We start from the raw sequence: 16058 nt of genomic DNA on the forward strand, positions 1-16058 counted from the left end.
CTAAATTGGGTCGGAAATATCAGCCGTCGCCGTGGATGGCCTGCAGTGCCGCCAGAGCGGCGAGGCCGGCGGTTTCGGTGCGAAGAATGCGCGGTCCAAGCCGCAGTCCCTCGAAGTTCGCCACTTTCAGCGCGCTGATATCACGTTCGCCCAATCCGCCCTCCGGGCCCACCACGAGCAGGCCGCCGGCATTCGTAAAGTGCAGCTCGCGCGACGACCTGACAGCCTCGGGAAGCAGGGCGAGACGCAGCGCGCCATCGGCAGTCAGGTCGTCCAGCCATTTTGATAGTGGCACGGCCGCACTGATTTCCGGCAACCGCGCCCGGCCGCTTTGTTCGCACGCGCTGGCGGCCACCGCGCGCCAATGCGCCAGCCGTTTTTCGGAGCGTGCTGCGTCTAGCTTTACCTCCGAGCGTTCGGTCAGCAGCGGCGCGATGCGTACCACGCCAAGCTCGGTCGCCTTCTGCACGATGAGATCCATCTTGTCGCCGCGCGCTACCCCTTGCGCCAGGGTCAGCGGGAGCGGTGACTCGTTCGATAGAGCGAGCTTTTCAGTGATACGGACGGTCACCTCGCGCTTGCCAACAACAAGAATTGTAGCGGCGTAATCGCCGCCATCGCCGTTGAAAAGTGTAATCGGATCACCGGTAACCAGCCGTAGCACGCGCACGGCATGCTCACCGGCCTGTGCTGGCAGGGTAAGCTCGGTACCTACACTCAGCGGTTGGGCAATATGGAGTCGGATGTTTCGCATGGAGCGTTCGCGCGGCAAAAAAGCAGCATAACCGAGCCGCCGCACGGTAGCCGAATGCTCATGGAAAACTGAATGTCAGCGAGATGGGTGGGAGCGTTTCATTGCCAGTTGTCGGTTACCGGCGCAGCATGTGAGCTGTCGCTCCCTGCGGGAGCTGCAGAGGGCTTGCCCATGTCCACATTATTCTCCTCAAAGTCACCCCGATCCAAGCAGATGATCTTCGCCTTTGCACTGATGGCCGGCTCGGGGATCAGCGCGGTAGCCGTCGCTCAGAGTTCGTCGCAGACGTCTCCAGCGTCATCTCAGACGGATGAAATGCCGGCGAATTCAAAGGCGGCATCGACCGATCATCGCCTGGTCAAACCGGGAGATCGCAACTGCCTGCAACATACAGGCAGCCTGATTCCGCCAAAGAATGGCGACTGTCTACCGGTGGCGGGACGCAGTTACGGTGGTGACGAGTTACGTAATACCGGCGCTATCGACAATGCGCATGCCTTGCAGATGCTCGATCCCAGCATCAGCCTAGGTCACTGAGAAAGGCGACTGGTTATTCACGTCGCATGTGGCGACGTGAATAACGCTCAGCCGGCGACAGCGAGCTCGATGCCGGCAATCGCTGCGTCGACCAGTTGATCGATATCCGACTCAGTGACGATGTATGGCGGCATGAAATAAATAACATTGCCCAGCGGCCTCAGCAGCACGCTGTGCTTCAGCCCATCCAGATATACGCGTAAACCGCGCCGTTCTTCGGCAGGGAAAGGCCGCCGGCTGGTCTTGTCCGCGACCATTTCAATCGCCGCGATCATGCCGGTCTGCCGTACGTCGGCGACATGGGAGTGGTCGCGCAGTGGTGCCAGTCGCTTCGCCAGATGAGTCGCAAGCTGGCGATTGCGTTCCAGTATCGGTTCGTCGCGAAAGATCGCCAGTGTCTCCAGTGCGACGCGGCAGGCCAGCGGATTGCCGGTATAGCTGTGCGAATGCAGGAATGCCTTGCCGGCATTGTATTCGGCGTAAAACGCCTGGTAGATCGCGTCCGTAGTGAGTACGGCGGATAGCGGCAAAAAGCCGCCAGTGAGCCCTTTCGACAGGCATAGAAAATCCGGTGTCGTATCCGCCTGCTCGCAGGCGAACAGCGTGCCGGTGCGGCCGAAGCCGACCGCGATTTCGTCAGCGATAAAATGTACCGCGAACTCATCGCACAGCGCGCGCAGGCCACTCAGGTAATGGGGGTGATACATGCGCATGCCACCGGCGCACTGCACCAGTGGTTCGACGATGACCGCGCAGGTTTCATGCGCGTGACGTTCGAGCAGCACGCGCAGTTCCTGCAGCCTGCGTGTGGCGATCTGCTCGGGACTTTCGCCGGGCTCGCCTTCATAAGCGTCCGGTGACGGCGCCAGAAAGGGCGTCAATAACAAAGGCGCGTAGGTTTTTCGATACAGGGCCACGTCGCTCACCGAGAGCGCACCCAGCGTCTCGCCGTGGTAGCTGCCGGTCAATGCGATAAAGCGGGTTTTTTCACCATGCCCCTGATTGAGCCAGTAGTGAAAGCTCATCTTCAGCGCCACTTCGATCGCCGCTGAGCCGTTGTCGGCAAGGAATACGCGATCAAGCCCCGGCGGCGTGATGCGCACCAGCTCCTCGGCCAGCGCAATCGCCGGTTCGTGCGTAAAGCCCCCAAAGATCACATGCTCCAGCGTGTGCGCCTGATCCGCCAGCGCTGCCGCGATGCGCTGGTTCGCGTGGCCGAACAGATTGGTCCACCACGAGCTGATGCCGTCGAGATAACGGTTTCCATCGGCATCGATCAGCCAGGCGCCTTCTCCACGCACGATCGGCACCATGGGTACGCCGGCGATGCCGTGGTCGTGCATCTGTGTGCAGGGATGCCAGAGGTGTTCGAGATCACGCGCGGCGAGCGCGGCGTTGCTGCTTGCGGGGTTGGTCATCCAGCTATCATCGGTGCTGAGCGCTGGACGCTCAAGTCCATCCATGAACAGGTTCGGGAATTGGCGGTTGAAGACTTTGCGGAAATGCTTGATCGGCGTAGGTGGGTTGTTGCTGGCCACGCTGTTGCTGGTGTGGTTTCTGCCCGCGCGTCTGGCCATGTTCTGGATAGCACCGCAATTGCACGGACTGCGTTTGCAGCAGGTCGATGGCCTGCTGTGGGACGGGCGGGCGGCGCAGGTGACGACAGCCGATGGCCATACACTCGGACAGCTGAGCTGGCAATTGTCGCGACTCGCCTTGCTGGGAAAGACGCAACTGCAGCTGGATTTCAGCGGACCACAGCTGGATTTCTCCGGCGCGATGCAAAAGCTGGCGGCAGGCCAGGTCGAGTGGCACGACGTCCACGCGCGCGTCGATCTCTCTTTGCTGGATGCGTATGCAAAGCTGCCATTGGGTCGGCCACGCGGCGAGCTGCAGGTGACCGTCGAGCACGCTCTCCTGCAGGCGGGCTGGCCTTTGCAGCTGCAGGCGAATAGCCAGTGGTCGAAAGCATCCCTGAAAACGCACAGTGGCGATATCGTCTTGGGCGTGCTGCAGTTGCAGGCACAGGCGCAGAGTGGGGTTATCGCGGCGCAGCTGCATGATGATGGTCATGGTCCGCTAAAAGCCGACGGTGAGTTGCAGCTCAGTCCGCTGGGCTGGCGACTGGACGCGATGCTGCTGGCTCGACAGACTGATCCGGTGCTACTCCACTGGCTGGCCCAATTCGGTCGGCCGGATCCCAGCGGCACCGTACATATTCAACGCAGCGGAGGTATGGCCATGGGCTTGCCCGCACCGACACCCGACAGGACACCCCACTGATCATGCAATCTGATATCGCAACCAAGGCCATGCTGGCAGCGCGCGAAGCTGCCGCGGCGGCAGGCGAAGTGATTCGGCACTACTGGCATCGCGGGGTAGAGGTCGAGCTGAAATCCGATGCCACACCGGTGACCATCGCTGACCGCGAAGCAGAGCAGGCCATCCGGCAAATCCTGCAGGCCGCGCTGCCGGAGGCGGCGATCTATGGCGAGGAGTTTGGACTCGAGGGCAAGCAAGGTGGCCTGCTGTGGCTGGTCGATCCGCTCGATGGCACCAAGAGTTTTGTGCGGCGTACCCCGTTCTTCTCGACCCAGATTGCCTTGATGGATGGTGATGAGTTGGTTCTCGGCGTGTCCAGCGCGCCGATCTACGGTGAAACGATGTGGGCCAGCGTGGGTGGCGGCGCATGGCTCGACGGCGAGCGGGTGAAAGTTGCGGATACCAGCGCAATCAGCCAGGCCTCGATCTCCACGGGCAACGTCAAAACGCTGACCGCCGATGTGCGATGGGATGCACTCGGCCAGCTCATTCGCGACAGCAACCGCATCCGCGGTTACGGCGATTTCTGTCACTACCATCTGCTGGCGCGTGGCAGCCTCGATCTGGTGATCGAATCGGACGTGAACATCCTCGATATCGCCGCGCTAGTGATGATCGTGCGCGAGGCCGGTGGTGTTTTCACTGATCTCGATGGTGGTCCAATCACGCTGAATACGCGCAGCGTGCTGGCTGGTACGCCGGCGATTCATGCTCAAGCGCTGGAACGTCTGTGTTTGTCCTCCACATGGCCGGAGTATTGACGATGGAAGACTTGAGCCGCATTTTCGGTGTGATGGCAGGTGGAAGCTTTCAGACGCTGGCCACCATTGCTGGCATTGTGGTGGCATGTGTCATCTGGGCGCGAGCACCTCGTGCCGCCATGCTACTGATGATTGCCAGCGTGTTGCAGTTGCTGTTGCAGGTGGCGTCGATCTGGTTTTACAGCATCTACCTGCCCGGACTGAATGCCACCCACGAGACTGGCGTTTCTATTCTTGCGAACGTGGGCCTGATATCCATGTTTGGTTTCGGCCTACTGCATGCGCTGGTTTATGGACTGCTGATCTGGGCTGTCGCCACGGGGCGCTCTTCTTCCGCGCGACCGCTGTAGCGGTTTCATTCCGAGCTTCGATAGCAACGGGTTATTCAATCGTGCGCGTTGTTCAACGTGCTTTGCCGAGTAGACCGTTGCTCTGCATGGCCTGCACTTGCAACTGCTCGGTGCCGTTAAAGCTGCTTGTCATCAGTTGCTGCAGTGCCGCCTGCTGCTGCCCGCTATCCAGCGAGGTATCGGCCTGGATGGCCTGGCTCTGTTGTGCATAGGTGTTGAGTCGCGCCTGCCACTGCGCGCGGCTTTGGTCCAGCTGCTGCAACCGGTCGGCGGCAGCATCACCCCAGGTTTGCGCACGCTCAGCGTAGCGCGTGCCGGCGTCTGTCTGCGCAGCATCGAACGCGTCGGTCTGGTTCTGAACCGTGTTGCCCAGCGAAGTTTGCGCCAGGGCTTCCTGCTCGGCTGCTGGCAGCGCAGCGTCCAGTGCCTGCAGTCGTTGTGCTTTTTCGGCTGGCGAAAGGCTGGGGTCAGATTGAATGGCCAGATGCTGCAGCGTTTGCCGCTGTTGTCGCTGTTCATCGCCGAAGAACGCCTCGGCGACATCATCGCCCAGCATCTGACGGCGCAGCGCAGTGATCTGGGCCAGTTGCTGATCCAATGACAACCCTGTCTGTGAGGCTAGTGCAACAGCCGCTTGCTGATAGAGCGTGTATCGATCAAAGCTCGCCATCACTTCGTCGATCAAGGGCGCATCGAGTTGACGGCGTAGGAGATCATCGTGCAGCAAGGTGCGGATTCCCGACAGATCCGTTTCCCCGATGAGCACGAGGTAGTAGTCGAACAGTCGGCGTAAGCCCATGTCGGGCTTCAGATGACCGCCGAAGCCCACGCTCACGCCGCCATCGGGCTCCGTACCGCGCAGCGACCCGTTCTTCAGCACGAAGTGCGGATCGCGAAGTGCGTTGCTAGAGGCTGTCGCCCGGGATCCACGCAGTGAGTCATTGTCTTGCTGGATTGCTGTCGCAGCGGTGGTCTTCGCGACGGGAGTGCCCGTCTTGGATAGTTCCGCGGCATTATTTCGCAGCAACAGCCCCGCACAGACCAGCGCCGCCACGCCGAGTATCCATCCCAGCTGGCGGCGTGACCTCACAGTCCCAGACCTTTCAGGCGATTGGCCTGGTCACGGTAAACCGCCACCGGATCGGAAGAAAACACGCCACGCAGTCCCAGCAACTGGTTGACCTCGTCCAGATGATTCCAGTCGTAGTTGTCACGGATAACCGTACCCCAGTGGCTGGAGCACTGTCCGACCAGGCCATCGTTTGCGCTACCGCTGAAGAACAGGCTGCCAGCGCCCAATAGCAGGTCAGACGGATCAAGCACATTGGTCAGCACCGAAGTGCCACCTGAAGAGTAATAACGAATGCCATTGACTACCGCGGCACCTGATCCGCACGAAGAAGTCGGCATGCCTGCAGGGAACTGCGCGTTGAACTGCGCCGTGCCGCTGGTCGTGAGCTGGCTCAGCGCATCCAGCGCATTTTGTGGATTGTTGCCGCCTGAGAACGTGTCGATCAGATTCCCCAGCGCGGTGGCAAACGCCACCGCGAGTGCGCGCTGTGCACTGCCTGGCGGTGCCAGCGTGGCAATGCCGTCCGCGACGGCGCTGCCGGTATGCGGCGTGCCGAAGGTGCTGACCGAGGCAACCAGATCAGGCCGCACCGCAGCGGCGTAGCGGACGTCCAGGCCACCCTGGCTGTGGCCGATCAGATTGAACTTGCTGTAGCCGTAAACCGCTTGCAGGTTTTCCAGTTGGGCGATCAGCTGGTTGCCGCGGGTGACGTCATTGCCCAGCTGGCTGAGTTCGACTGCGTAAACCGTGGCGCCGCCACTGCGCAGGCCATCGGTAATGCCGTAAAAATAATCGATCGTGCCAAACAGCTGATCAAAGCCGAACAGGCCATGCACCAGCACGATCGGATAGCGGGTCTGGGTGTAGCCGCTACTGCTGGCGGCGGTGGTGGTTCGGGCACCGACGGACGCGGCGAACGAAATAAACAGCGTGATCAACATGGCCTGCAAGGCTAATCGTAGCGAACGCATGCAATTCCCCTTTGAGATGGATGTCAGTTGGACCTCACGGCCACTGCACCGCTGCCCCCCGGCATGTATCAGCGTGACTGTCCGTACGCCGGAGTATCCATTCGACCTGTAGGGCGGTCAAATAAAACTTCATAAATATCCGCCATTTATATTGTGCGTCGCAAAAGAATAGACCTGATAACCAAGTCGCCATTCAATGAATACAGGTTGCCCGAGCGATGTGCATACGCACACGCCCGGTCCCGATAATCAAGTGTCTCGATCTGTCTATGTCGAGCGACTCACCGGCGAATTCTAACGATGGCAGGCTAGAATGGAGAAATGCGCAAACCACCCATCATCCACGCCACGCGAGACATTCAGAACAGCCATTTTTTGCGTGCCGAGCAGCTCGATCTGGAGTTCTCCAATGGTGAGCGTCGTACCTACGAGCGATTGAAGAGCAGCGGGCTGGGTGCGGTGATCATCGTGCCGATGCTCGACGACGAAACCGTCTTGCTGGTGCGCGAATACGGCGCTGGCGTGGGCCGCTACGAGCTGGGCTTGCCAAAAGGCCGGCTTGACCAGGACGAAACCGCCGAACAAGGCGCCGAGCGCGAATTGAAGGAGGAGGTTGGCTATGGCGCGCGCAAGCTCAAGATCCTGCACAACCTCTCACTTTCGCCGTCCTACATGACGCATATGGCGCATGTTGTGCTGGCACAAGACCTGTATCCCGAGCGATTGGTTGGCGACGAGCCGGAAGAACTCGACGTGGTGCCGTGGAAGATGTCCGAGCTGCACACCCTGATTGGTCGCGATGATGTGACCGAAGGGCGCTCGATCGCCGCGCTGTTCATGGCCCGCGAATACCTCGCTGGTCGCTTCGAGCGGCAGTAAGCCATTCATGAGTTCTGTACCCGAGTTCGCCCGGCACATCGGTGAGATTGCACGCGCTGCCGGCGAAGCCATCATGACGATTTACCGCAGCGATTTTTCGGTGCAGACCAAGGCCGATGCATCGCCGCTCACGGCTGCCGATCTCGCGGCGCAGAAGGTCATCATGGATGGCCTGTCCTCGCTGGAGACTGTCCTGCCGGTTTTATCCGAAGAGGCGAAAGCGCTGGCCTGGTCGCAGCGTCAGCATTGGTCGCGTTACTGGCTGGTCGACCCGCTCGACGGTACGCGCGAATTCGTCAAGCGCAACGGCGAATTTACCGTCAACATTGCGCTGATCGACGATCGGCAGACGGTGCTTGGCGTAGTGCTGGCGCCGGTCACTGGTGAGCTTTACGTCGCCGAACATGGCGATGGCGCGTGGTTGCAGACGCAGGCCGGCGGTGAATGGCAGCGCATCCAGGCGCGCGCGCTGGCGCAGCCACCAGTGCTCGCCGGCAGCCGTTCGCACGGCAACGAGCAGGCCGCCATGTTGCAGACCTTGCTGGGCGACGACCATCGACTCGTTCCGCTGGGTTCGTCGTTGAAGTTTTGTTTGATAGCCCGTGGTGCGGCGGACGTCTATTTGCGACTGGGCCTGACCAGCGAGTGGGATACGGCGGCTGCGCAATGCGTGCTGCAGGAAGCGGGCGGCGCAGTGCTCGACCTGCAGGGTAAACCGTTCACCTACAACCGCGGCGAGTCGCTGCTCAACCCGGAGTTCATCGCCGTCGGCGATACCAGCGTGGATTGGGCAGCGCGTTTACGGGCCACTGGCTACGTGTAATCAGCAAACTCGGCTGCACCCATTGAAGAGCCATAGATGACCGACACCACACGTTACAGCCTCGACGACCTGCTGGCGATCATGGCGCGCCTGCGCGATCCCGAACGCGGTTGCCCGTGGGATGTGAAACAGGACTTTGCCTCCGTCGCACCGTACACGCTTGAAGAAGCCTACGAAGTTGTCGATGCGATCGATCGCGGTCACTGGGATGATTTGCGTGACGAGTTGGGTGATCTGCTACTGCAGGTCGTTTTCCATGCGCAGATGGCAAAGGAAGCTGGGTTGTTCGACTTTGCCGACGTCGCTGACGCGATCAGCAACAAAATGCGCCGTCGTCATCCACACGTATTCGGCGACACGCAATTTGCCGATGACGCCGCGCGAAAACAGGCATGGGGAGACAGCAAGACGGCCGAACGCACGGCCAGAGGCGAGTCGGCGGACGATAGCGCGTTGGCCGGCATTTCTTCGGGCCTGCCGGAATGGCAGCGCGCACGAAAGCTGCAAGAGCGCGCGGCCAGCGTTGGTTTTGACTGGCCCGAGCCGGAGTCGGTGCTCACCAAGCTGGCTGAAGAAGTGGACGAGGTGCATGCCGAGTTCGCCGATGGCGCCGATCCTGCGCGGCTGGAAGACGAGATCGGTGATGTGCTGTTCGTGATGGTCAATCTGGCACGCCATGCAAAGGTCGATTTCTCCCGTGCGCTGCGCCATGCCAACCGCAAGTTCGAGCGACGTTTTCGTCAGATGGAACAGTTGGCGGCGGCTGATGGTGAAATCTTTGCGCAGCAGAGTCTGGCCGCGCAGGAATCTCTATGGCAACGTGCGAAGGCCATCGAACGCGGGTGATCGGTTATTGGGCAAGTCACCGCTGACGTGCTCCAATGCACAGCAATAAACATCGGCGTGCAACCTTTCCGCCGACAATGGCATCCTACAGGTGTCGACCTTCCACGGATTCCACCATGCGCCGCCTTTTTATCGCCATTTTATTGCTGGCCCCTGCGTCCGTGTTCGCTGCTGCCCCGTGCAAATATCAGGCGCCGCGCAATCTGCAAATCAACCTGACTGGTGTGCATGCGGTACAGATCGACGTGCACAGCCATAATTTGCATCTCACCGCGACTGATGCCGCGCAGAAGGTGATCGTCACCGGCCACGCGTGTACATCCGACAACGCCGTGCTCAACAGCTTGCAGGTCACCCAGAAGCTGGCGGGCGATCAACTGCTGATCGATATCGGCGCCGACAGCCAGGCACCTTCCAACCTATTTGGCAGTTCGTATGCCTACCTGGATATCAACATGCAACTACCGGCGCGTTTGCCGGTCACGCTCAGCGTCGGCTCGGGCAACGCCACGGTCAACGGCGTAAGACAGTTGCAGAGCCGAGTTAACTCGGGCGATCTGCACGTGCGCCACGTGTCGGGCAAGTTCACCGCGAGCCTGGGGGCGGGCGATATCGATGCAAGCGATATCGGCAGTCTCGAGCTGGGTTCGGTGGGGTCCGGCGACGTCAAGATCGAGGGCATCAAGGGTGATGCGAAGATCGGCAGCATCGGCTCGGGTGACGTCATGCTACGTCGGGTCGGCGGTAGCGTGCATGCCGACACGCTGGGCTCGGGCGATCTTGGCGTCAAGGATGTCGGTGGCAGCTTCAGTCTCGGTGCCATGGGTAGTGGCGACGTCACCCATGCCCGCGTCAAAGGCAAGCTCAGCCTGCCGCGCGATGATGATTGAGCGGCAGGTGTTACCGAATCATCCGAGCCAGTGCCAGGCAAGATAGACCAGCGGTGCGCTAACCAGCAAAAACGGAATCGAGACCAGGTGCAGCAACCGCAAGCCGTGCGGCTGTTTTGCAAGCCGCAGGGCGATCAGGTTGGCCAGCGAACCAATCGCCAGACCGAAACCACCCACATTGACTGCCACCGCCAGCGCAATCGCATCAGGTGCGCGATCGAGCAGCAGCACCGTCGCCGGCACATTGCTGATCAGTTGTGAGGCAAGAATGCCGCTGATGAAGACCGTCAGTGGCTGCTTGAAATCGAGCTGATCCAGCCCGTGTTTCACCAGTGGCAGTTCGGCGAAATGCCCCAGCCCCAGAAAGATCGCGGCAAAGGTCACCAGCAACAGCCAGTCGATTCGCGTCAGGCTCGCGCGTGCCAGTAGCACAAACAGCACCAGCAGCAGCACAGCACCCAGCAGTGCGTAGTCGTACTCCATCAGCACGACCATGCCGACCAGGCCGATCATCGACACTGTACCAAGCCGCTTTGACGTCGTTTGGCCGCTCATCCTGTCCATGCTCAGCTCGATGCCATCGCGCGGTAGCCACAGCAGGGTGAATGCTGTCAACAGCGCAAACATCACGGCAGCTGCAGGCAGCATCGCAACGACGAAATGCAGGAAGGGCAGCCGCGCGTGTTGCCACAGCAGCAGGTTCTGCGGGTTGCCGATCGGACTCAAGGTGGAGCCCGCATTCACCGCCAGCGCCTCCAGCACCACCATGCGCAGCACTGGCAGATTGGATATGCCGCCGATCACCACCGTCAGCGGCACGATCAGGAACAAGCTCACGTCGTTAGTCAGCACCATCGACAGCAGTGCCGTTGCCGCTACCAGCAGCAAGCCGAGTCCACGCAGCGAATGCGCGCGTGCGGCGATGCTGACGGCAGCGCGCTGCACCAACCCACTGTCGCGAATTCCCTGGATCGCGATCAGCAGGCCCATCAACCCGGCCAGCGTCGGCAGCTGCAGCCAGTGTTGATAGTTTGCCAGTGGTTGCGGATCGAACAGTGCCAATGCAATCGTCAGTGTGCCGAACAGCAGCAGCAACCATTCGCTCTTCAGCTTTTGCCGCCACGAGAACGGCGCGGCGTCTGGATTGGCTGCATCACTCATGCGATGGCGTATCCGTCGAAACTGCCGCCATCACCATCACCATCCGCTCAGCGCTTCGATCTGGTAAAGCCTCTGCCAGCTCGGGCGCGCACGAATCAGCGCCGCCAACCGATTCAATGCCGGCCACTCGCTGACCGGTCGCGGCATATTGCGCGACCAGCGCATCAGCATCGCCAGCAGCAGGTCGGCGCCAGTGAATTCGGCGCCCAGCAAGTACGGACCATTGGCCTTGAGATGCGCATCCAGCCGATCCCATATGCCTTCGATCTTTTTTTGCAGCGCCGCGCGTATTGCCGGATCGTGGTCGTCGCTACCCAGTTCGGCTGGATAAAACCACAGTCGATAGGTCGACATCAGCGTATTGCTGAGATACACGATCCACTGTGTCCAGGCGTCGTGCGCAGGCGTACCCGATAACGGTGCCAGCTTCGCTTCAGGGTGACGCTCGGCCAGAATCATCAACAGCGCAGCAGATTCGGTCAACGCCCGATCATCGATCACCAGGGTCGGCACGACGCCACCCGGATTGAGCCTCAGATAGTCCGGATCGTGTTGCGCATCCGTGTCGAAATCGACTAGCCGCAACTCATGCGGCGCACCGATTTCCAGCAGCGCGAGGTGCACGACCATGCTGGCGGTGCCGGGGGAGTAGTAGAGCGTATACATGGTTGGCTTCTCGGTAATGGCTGCGATCCTGCCGGTGAGAATATCCGAACAGCATCAGCCTTCCCGCAACAACCGCATCGGCGATGTTTGAGTCACCTTGCGCGTGCCGGCCAGGCCCAGCAGCATCACCACGATGGCCGCGCTCAATGCGCCAAGCGCAAGCGGCCATAGCGGAGGCACGAAGCCATCGATATGGAAGACAGCATGCCCCATCCACAAGCCCGCACCGGCGGCACCAAGTGCTGCGGTGAGTCCGGCGACAAGGCCGAGCAAGGCGAATTCACAAGCGGCGGCCGCACGCAGTTGATTGCGACGCGCGCCCAGGGTGCGTAGAAGGGCCGCTTCGTGACGGCGTTCGGCGGCGCTGGCAGCGAGCGCCGCCGACAGCACCAGCGCGCCGGCGAGCAGGCTGAAACCAAGGATCCAGCGCACGGCATTGCCTACGCGATCGACGATCTCGCGCACGCGATCGAGCAACGAATCGACGTCGATCAGGCTGAGGTTGCTGTAGTCGCGCGACAGCTGCGCCAGCTGATTCGCTTGCGTGCGCGGCAGGTAGAAGCTGGCGAGCCAGGTATGCGGCAAGCTGCTGGCGTGGTCGGGATCGAGCAGCAGGAAGAAGTTGACCCGGAATGAACTCCAGTCGACCTTGCGGATGCTGCCGATCTTCGCGTCGAGGTTGCCTTCGCCGACGTTGAAGCTCAGCGTGTCGCCCAATTTCAACGAAAACATGTCGCGCCACATCGTGTCGATCGACACCATCGCCTGCGCGGGGTGTGCATTTGGCCACTGGCCGGCGACGATCTGGTTGGCCGGCGGCAGCTCGCTGGCCCATGACAGCCGCAGCTGGCGATCGGCCGAGTCCTTCGAGCGTTCATCGGCGAACTTGATCGAATCGATCGGCTTGCCGTTGATCGCGGTGAGCTTGCCCACTGCCAGCGGCGCCATGTTGAGCTTCTCGCCGCCAATGCCTGTCAGCGCGTGTTCGAAGCCGGCGCGCTGGTCATCCTGCAGGTTCAGCGCGAACCAGTTCGGTGTATCGGTCGGCAACTCCTGTCGCCAGCCCTGCAGCAGCGAAGGCGCCACGATGGCAAGCAGCAGCAGGGCGCAGAGTCCGAGGCTCAGCGCGGTGGCCTGGATCAGGCTCAGCGTGCGCCGTCGTGCCAGCGCGGCCAGCCCGAGGCGCAGCGCGGGATGCGCGCCGGGTGCGACGCGTCGGGCAATGAACAGCAGCAGCGCGGCCAGCAGCGCCGCGACAACGGCAACGCCGAACAAGCTTGCTGCGAGAATGCCGGCCAGCTGCACCGAACCGCTCTGCGTCCAGATCAAGGCCAGCGCCACCACCAGCGGGATCAGATACAGCGCATCGAAGCGCCGTACACGCCGCTCCATACTTTGACGGAACACCGCCACCGGCGGCACCTCGGCCAGCCTCGCCAGCGGCGGCAGCGCAAAGCCGATCAGCACGGCAATGCCCATCGCTGCGGCGGCGAACGATGGCCCCAGCGGCAGCACGGTCGGCACGCTGCCGAACAGCTGACTGGCAAACAGCCACGCCAGTTGGGACAGCCCCAATGCCAGCACGAGCCCAATGGCTGCGGCGGGGATGGCTAGTGCGGCGAGCGTGTAAACCAGCAGGCCCAGCACGCGTTTGCGTGAGGTGCCCAGCGCGCGCAGCAAGGCGACTTCGGCTGTCTTGCGCCGTGCGTAGCGTTGCGCCGCCAGAGCGATGGCCACACCCGCCAGCAGTGCCGACAGCAGCGCGGTCAGCCTTAGAAAGGCGCCGGCGCGATCGAACGCGGTGCGCATGCGCTCCTGGGTCTGTTCGGTGGTCACCAACTCGGCGCCCTGCGGCAGTTTTGTTGACTGCACCCAGTCACGCCAGCTCTGCACCGCTGTCGGATCGCCGGCCAACAGCAGGCGATGGCGCGCACGGCTGCCGACGCCGAGCAGTCCGGCCTGTTCGGCGTCGGTGAGGCTCATCAGCGCGCGCGGTGCCAGCGCAAACAGCTCACCACCGTCGGGCTGGCGCAATAGCTCGGCCGTGATGGTCAGCTGGCGGCCACCGAGTTGCAGTTGCTGGCCAACCTTGAGGTTCAGCGCGACCAGCGCGCGATGGTCGAGATAGACGCTGCCCGCTGCCGGCGCTTGGCCGTTGTGCGAGCGTCCGGTCGCGTCGCCCAGCTCCAGCGTGCCACGCAGCGGGTAGTGCTGATCGCTGGCCTGCACGTCGAGCAGCTGTGTCTTCTGGTTGGCAAACGCAACGCTGGGAAAGCTGGTGGTGACAGTGGTGTTCAATCCGCGCTGATGGGCTTCATTGGCAAACGTATCGGGCAGGTTCTGCGGGGATTCGATGCCGATATCGCCGCCGATCAATTCGGCCGCGCTGGCCAGCATGCCGCGTTCGATCCGCGTCGACAGCGTGGCGACCACGCCGAGCGCAACCACCGCCAACACCAGAGACGCGGCCAATGTGCGCAGCTCCGGTAGGTGCCATTCGCGACGAACCGTGCGCAGGGCGAGCAGCAGCAATTTCATGCGCGGGCGCTCGTGAATTTTGTGGCCTCGTTCGAGGACACCACGCGGCCCTCTTCCAGTTCGATTCGTCGATCGCAGCGCGCGGCCAGCGTGGCGTCGTGGGTGACCAGTACCAGGGTGGTGTGATGATCGCGATTGAGTGCGAACAGCATGTCGCAGATGTGGTGGCCGGTGCGTTGGTCGAGGTTGCCGGTGGGTTCATCGGCAAACAGCACGCGCGGGCTATGCACAAAGGCGCGAGCAATCGCCACGCGCTGCTGCTCGCCGCCGGAAAGCTGGGCGGGATAATGCTTCCGCCGTGCACTGAGCCCCACCGCTTCGAGCGCGGCACGAGCACGAGCGCGGGCATCGCTGCTGCCTTCCAGCTCCAGTGGCAGCATCACGTTTTCCTCGGCGGTGAGGGCGGGCAGCAGATGGAACGACTGGAACACGAAGCCGACCAGGCGACGGCGCAGATCCGCGCGCGCTTCCTCGTCCATCTGTTCAAGCGCATTGCCGTCGAGAAGGATGCTGCCGCTGTTGGGCGTATCCAGCCCGGCCAGCAGGCCGAGCAAGGTGGTCTTGCCGGAGCCGGAGGCGCCGACGATGGCGAAACTTTCGCCGGACATGATCTGCAGGCTGACGTTGTGCAGAATGTCGAGCTTTCCCTCGGGACCGCTGACCGACTTGCTAACATCGCGGGTCTCTAGAAGCGCGCGGGAAGAATCAGTCATGCGTCGATGCCTTGGTTTGATGATGTGTTGCGGGCTGTTGCTGGGTGGTATCGGCAGTGCCGGTGCGGCGGCGCAGAAAACTGCAGTGAAGACGGTACTGGTGCTGGGTGACTCGCTATCCGCCGCACACAACATACCGATCGAATCCGGCTGGGTGTTCCTGCTGAACGCGCGCCTGTCCGACATGGTGCCGAAGGCTCTCGCGATCAATGCCAGCATCAGTGGTGAAACGTCGTTGAGCGGACGCAATCGTTTGCCGGCACTGCTGCAGAAATATCATCCGTCGGTACTCGTGATCGAACTGGGTGCAAACGACGGCCTGCAGGGACTGCCGCTGCCGGCGCTGCGCGACAATCTCGCCGCGATGATCGACGTGGCGCAGAAGCAGAAAATCCGCGTGCTGTTGCTGGGTATCGAGCTGCCGGTAAACTACGGTCCGCAGTACCGTGACGGCCTGCGGGCCATCTATGCCGATCTGGCAAAGACCAAGCGCACCGGACTGGTGCCGTTCCTGCTCGAAAGCGTGGCACTTGATCCCGCCATGATGCAGGACGACGGGCTGCATCCCGTCGCCAGCGCCGAGCCGAAAGTACTCGATACGGTGTGGCCGCAGCTGCAACCGCTGCTGAAATGACCGCGTAAACCAGGTTTGCGCTCAAGCACTGATGTGACGAGTCGCCCGGCTGTACTTCACATTTCGATCACCGTGCGGGCGTTTAGTCTTCGTTCTTCACATTTGTGAAAATCCACATAGTTGAAGCCAGAGCGACGAGGA

Annotated in this window: 17 protein-coding genes; 9 read left to right on the plus strand and 8 right to left on the minus strand. The window is 61.7% G+C overall.

Features of this window, described 5'->3' with window-relative positions; translation table 11 throughout:
* Positions 1-19 precede the first annotated feature (19 nt).
* Positions 20-754, minus strand: a complete 735-nt coding sequence (locus HDE80_RS02140; RefSeq protein ID WP_184667398.1) for a 16S rRNA (uracil(1498)-N(3))-methyltransferase — start codon at positions 752-754, stop codon at positions 20-22.
* Between the two features lie 171 nt (positions 755-925).
* Between HDE80_RS02140 and HDE80_RS02145 the strand changes: the two genes are divergently transcribed.
* Positions 926-1291 carry a hypothetical protein gene (locus HDE80_RS02145; RefSeq protein ID WP_184667399.1) on the plus strand — a complete coding sequence of 122 codons (366 nt, stop codon included), beginning with the start codon at positions 926-928 and terminating at the stop codon, positions 1289-1291.
* A gap of 47 nt (positions 1292-1338) precedes the next feature.
* On the opposite strand, the gene HDE80_RS02150 is transcribed toward HDE80_RS02145, so the two are convergent.
* Positions 1339-2709, minus strand: coding sequence for an adenosylmethionine--8-amino-7-oxononanoate transaminase (locus tag HDE80_RS02150; protein WP_184667797.1), 1371 nt, complete (start codon positions 2707-2709; stop codon positions 1339-1341).
* Between the two features lie 88 nt (positions 2710-2797).
* Here HDE80_RS02150 and HDE80_RS02155 point away from each other — a divergent pair, with 88 nt between their 5' ends.
* The 3 genes from HDE80_RS02155 to HDE80_RS02165 are packed head-to-tail and all read left to right on the plus strand — an operon-like array spanning position 2798 to position 4724.
* Positions 2798-3574: a type II secretion system protein N gene (locus tag HDE80_RS02155; RefSeq protein WP_255483534.1), complete on the plus strand. Its 777-nt coding sequence runs from the start codon at positions 2798-2800 to the stop codon at positions 3572-3574.
* Between the two features lie 2 nt (positions 3575-3576).
* The gene (locus HDE80_RS02160; RefSeq protein ID WP_184601569.1) at positions 3577-4374 is read left to right on the plus strand and encodes an inositol monophosphatase family protein; all 798 of its coding nucleotides are present in this window, start codon (positions 3577-3579) and stop codon (positions 4372-4374) included.
* Positions 4375-4376: 2 nt separating this feature from the next.
* Positions 4377-4724, plus strand: coding sequence for a hypothetical protein (locus HDE80_RS02165; RefSeq protein ID WP_184601568.1), 348 nt, complete (start codon positions 4377-4379; stop codon positions 4722-4724).
* A 52-nt stretch (positions 4725-4776) separates the two neighbouring features.
* On the opposite strand, the gene HDE80_RS22325 is transcribed toward HDE80_RS02165, so the two are convergent.
* Entirely contained in the window at positions 4777-5814 is a 1038-nt protein-coding gene (locus tag HDE80_RS22325; protein WP_184667401.1) for a lipase secretion chaperone, read from the minus strand.
* On the minus strand, positions 5811-6767 hold the full coding sequence (locus HDE80_RS02175; RefSeq protein ID WP_255483535.1) for a triacylglycerol lipase: 957 nt from the start codon (positions 6765-6767) through the stop codon (positions 5811-5813). The genes HDE80_RS22325 and HDE80_RS02175 overlap by 4 nt, the downstream gene beginning before the upstream one ends.
* Positions 6768-7088: 321 nt before the next feature.
* Here HDE80_RS02175 and nudE point away from each other — a divergent pair, with 321 nt between their 5' ends.
* From nudE to HDE80_RS02195, 4 genes are all read left to right on the plus strand, one after another.
* Positions 7089-7646, plus strand: a complete 558-nt coding sequence (gene nudE, locus HDE80_RS02180; protein ID WP_184601566.1) for an ADP compounds hydrolase NudE — start codon at positions 7089-7091, stop codon at positions 7644-7646.
* A 7-nt stretch (positions 7647-7653) separates the two neighbouring features.
* A complete protein-coding gene (gene cysQ / locus HDE80_RS02185) occupies positions 7654-8469 on the plus strand; it encodes a 3'(2'),5'-bisphosphate nucleotidase CysQ (protein WP_184667403.1) in 816 nt (271 codons plus the stop codon).
* Positions 8470-8505: 36 nt separating this feature from the next.
* A complete protein-coding gene (gene mazG / locus HDE80_RS02190) occupies positions 8506-9315 on the plus strand; it encodes a nucleoside triphosphate pyrophosphohydrolase (protein ID WP_184667405.1) in 810 nt (269 codons plus the stop codon).
* Between the two features lie 116 nt (positions 9316-9431).
* The gene (locus tag HDE80_RS02195; protein ID WP_184601563.1) at positions 9432-10205 is read left to right on the plus strand and encodes a DUF4097 family beta strand repeat-containing protein; all 774 of its coding nucleotides are present in this window, start codon (positions 9432-9434) and stop codon (positions 10203-10205) included.
* An 18-nt stretch (positions 10206-10223) separates the two neighbouring features.
* On the opposite strand, the gene HDE80_RS02200 is transcribed toward HDE80_RS02195, so the two are convergent.
* The 4 genes from HDE80_RS02200 to HDE80_RS02215 are packed head-to-tail and all read right to left on the minus strand — an operon-like array spanning position 10224 to position 15283.
* Positions 10224-11366, minus strand: a complete 1143-nt coding sequence (locus HDE80_RS02200; RefSeq protein WP_184667406.1) for an SLC13 family permease — start codon at positions 11364-11366, stop codon at positions 10224-10226.
* A 36-nt stretch (positions 11367-11402) separates the two neighbouring features.
* On the minus strand, positions 11403-12032 hold the full coding sequence (locus HDE80_RS02205; RefSeq protein ID WP_184667408.1) for a glutathione S-transferase family protein: 630 nt from the start codon (positions 12030-12032) through the stop codon (positions 11403-11405).
* 54 nt (positions 12033-12086) lie between these two features.
* Positions 12087-14570 carry an FtsX-like permease family protein gene (locus HDE80_RS02210; protein ID WP_184667410.1) on the minus strand — a complete coding sequence of 828 codons (2484 nt, stop codon included), beginning with the start codon at positions 14568-14570 and terminating at the stop codon, positions 12087-12089.
* Complete coding sequence (locus tag HDE80_RS02215) at positions 14567-15283, minus strand: ATP-binding cassette domain-containing protein (RefSeq protein ID WP_184667416.1); 717 nt, start codon at positions 15281-15283, stop codon at positions 14567-14569. The genes HDE80_RS02210 and HDE80_RS02215 overlap by 4 nt, the downstream gene beginning before the upstream one ends.
* Here HDE80_RS02215 and HDE80_RS02220 point away from each other — a divergent pair.
* Complete coding sequence (locus HDE80_RS02220) at positions 15282-15917, plus strand: arylesterase (RefSeq protein ID WP_184667417.1); 636 nt, start codon at positions 15282-15284, stop codon at positions 15915-15917. The genes HDE80_RS02215 and HDE80_RS02220 overlap by 2 nt on opposite strands.
* The last annotated feature ends 141 nt before the right edge of the window (positions 15918-16058 follow it).

This window comes from Rhodanobacter sp. A1T4, from assembly GCF_014207185.1.
Taxonomy (GTDB): Bacteria; Pseudomonadota; Gammaproteobacteria; order Xanthomonadales; family Rhodanobacteraceae; genus Rhodanobacter.

Coding starts and splice junctions, on each gene's coding strand:
- mazG (WP_184667405.1), top strand. CDS start 8,506: ATGACCGACACCACACGTTACAGCCTCGACGACCTGCTGGCGATCATG.
- HDE80_RS02195 (WP_184601563.1), top strand. CDS start 9,432: ATGCGCCGCCTTTTTATCGCCATTTTATTGCTGGCCCCTGCGTCCGTG.
- HDE80_RS02140 (WP_184667398.1), bottom strand. CDS start 754: ATGCGAAACATCCGACTCCATATTGCCCAACCGCTGAGTGTAGGTACC.
- HDE80_RS02160 (WP_184601569.1), top strand. CDS start 3,577: ATGCAATCTGATATCGCAACCAAGGCCATGCTGGCAGCGCGCGAAGCT.
- HDE80_RS02150 (WP_184667797.1), bottom strand. CDS start 2,709: ATGACCAACCCCGCAAGCAGCAACGCCGCGCTCGCCGCGCGTGATCTC.
- HDE80_RS02220 (WP_184667417.1), top strand. CDS start 15,282: ATGCGTCGATGCCTTGGTTTGATGATGTGTTGCGGGCTGTTGCTGGGT.
- HDE80_RS02165 (WP_184601568.1), top strand. CDS start 4,377: ATGGAAGACTTGAGCCGCATTTTCGGTGTGATGGCAGGTGGAAGCTTT.
- HDE80_RS02145 (WP_184667399.1), top strand. CDS start 926: ATGTCCACATTATTCTCCTCAAAGTCACCCCGATCCAAGCAGATGATC.
- HDE80_RS02200 (WP_184667406.1), bottom strand. CDS start 11,366: ATGAGTGATGCAGCCAATCCAGACGCCGCGCCGTTCTCGTGGCGGCAA.
- HDE80_RS02175 (WP_255483535.1), bottom strand. CDS start 6,767: ATGCGTTCGCTACGATTAGCCTTGCAGGCCATGTTGATCACGCTGTTT.
- nudE (WP_184601566.1), top strand. CDS start 7,089: ATGCGCAAACCACCCATCATCCACGCCACGCGAGACATTCAGAACAGC.
- HDE80_RS02215 (WP_184667416.1), bottom strand. CDS start 15,283: ATGACTGATTCTTCCCGCGCGCTTCTAGAGACCCGCGATGTTAGCAAG.
- HDE80_RS02210 (WP_184667410.1), bottom strand. CDS start 14,570: ATGAAATTGCTGCTGCTCGCCCTGCGCACGGTTCGTCGCGAATGGCAC.
- HDE80_RS02205 (WP_184667408.1), bottom strand. CDS start 12,032: ATGTATACGCTCTACTACTCCCCCGGCACCGCCAGCATGGTCGTGCAC.
- cysQ (WP_184667403.1), top strand. CDS start 7,654: ATGAGTTCTGTACCCGAGTTCGCCCGGCACATCGGTGAGATTGCACGC.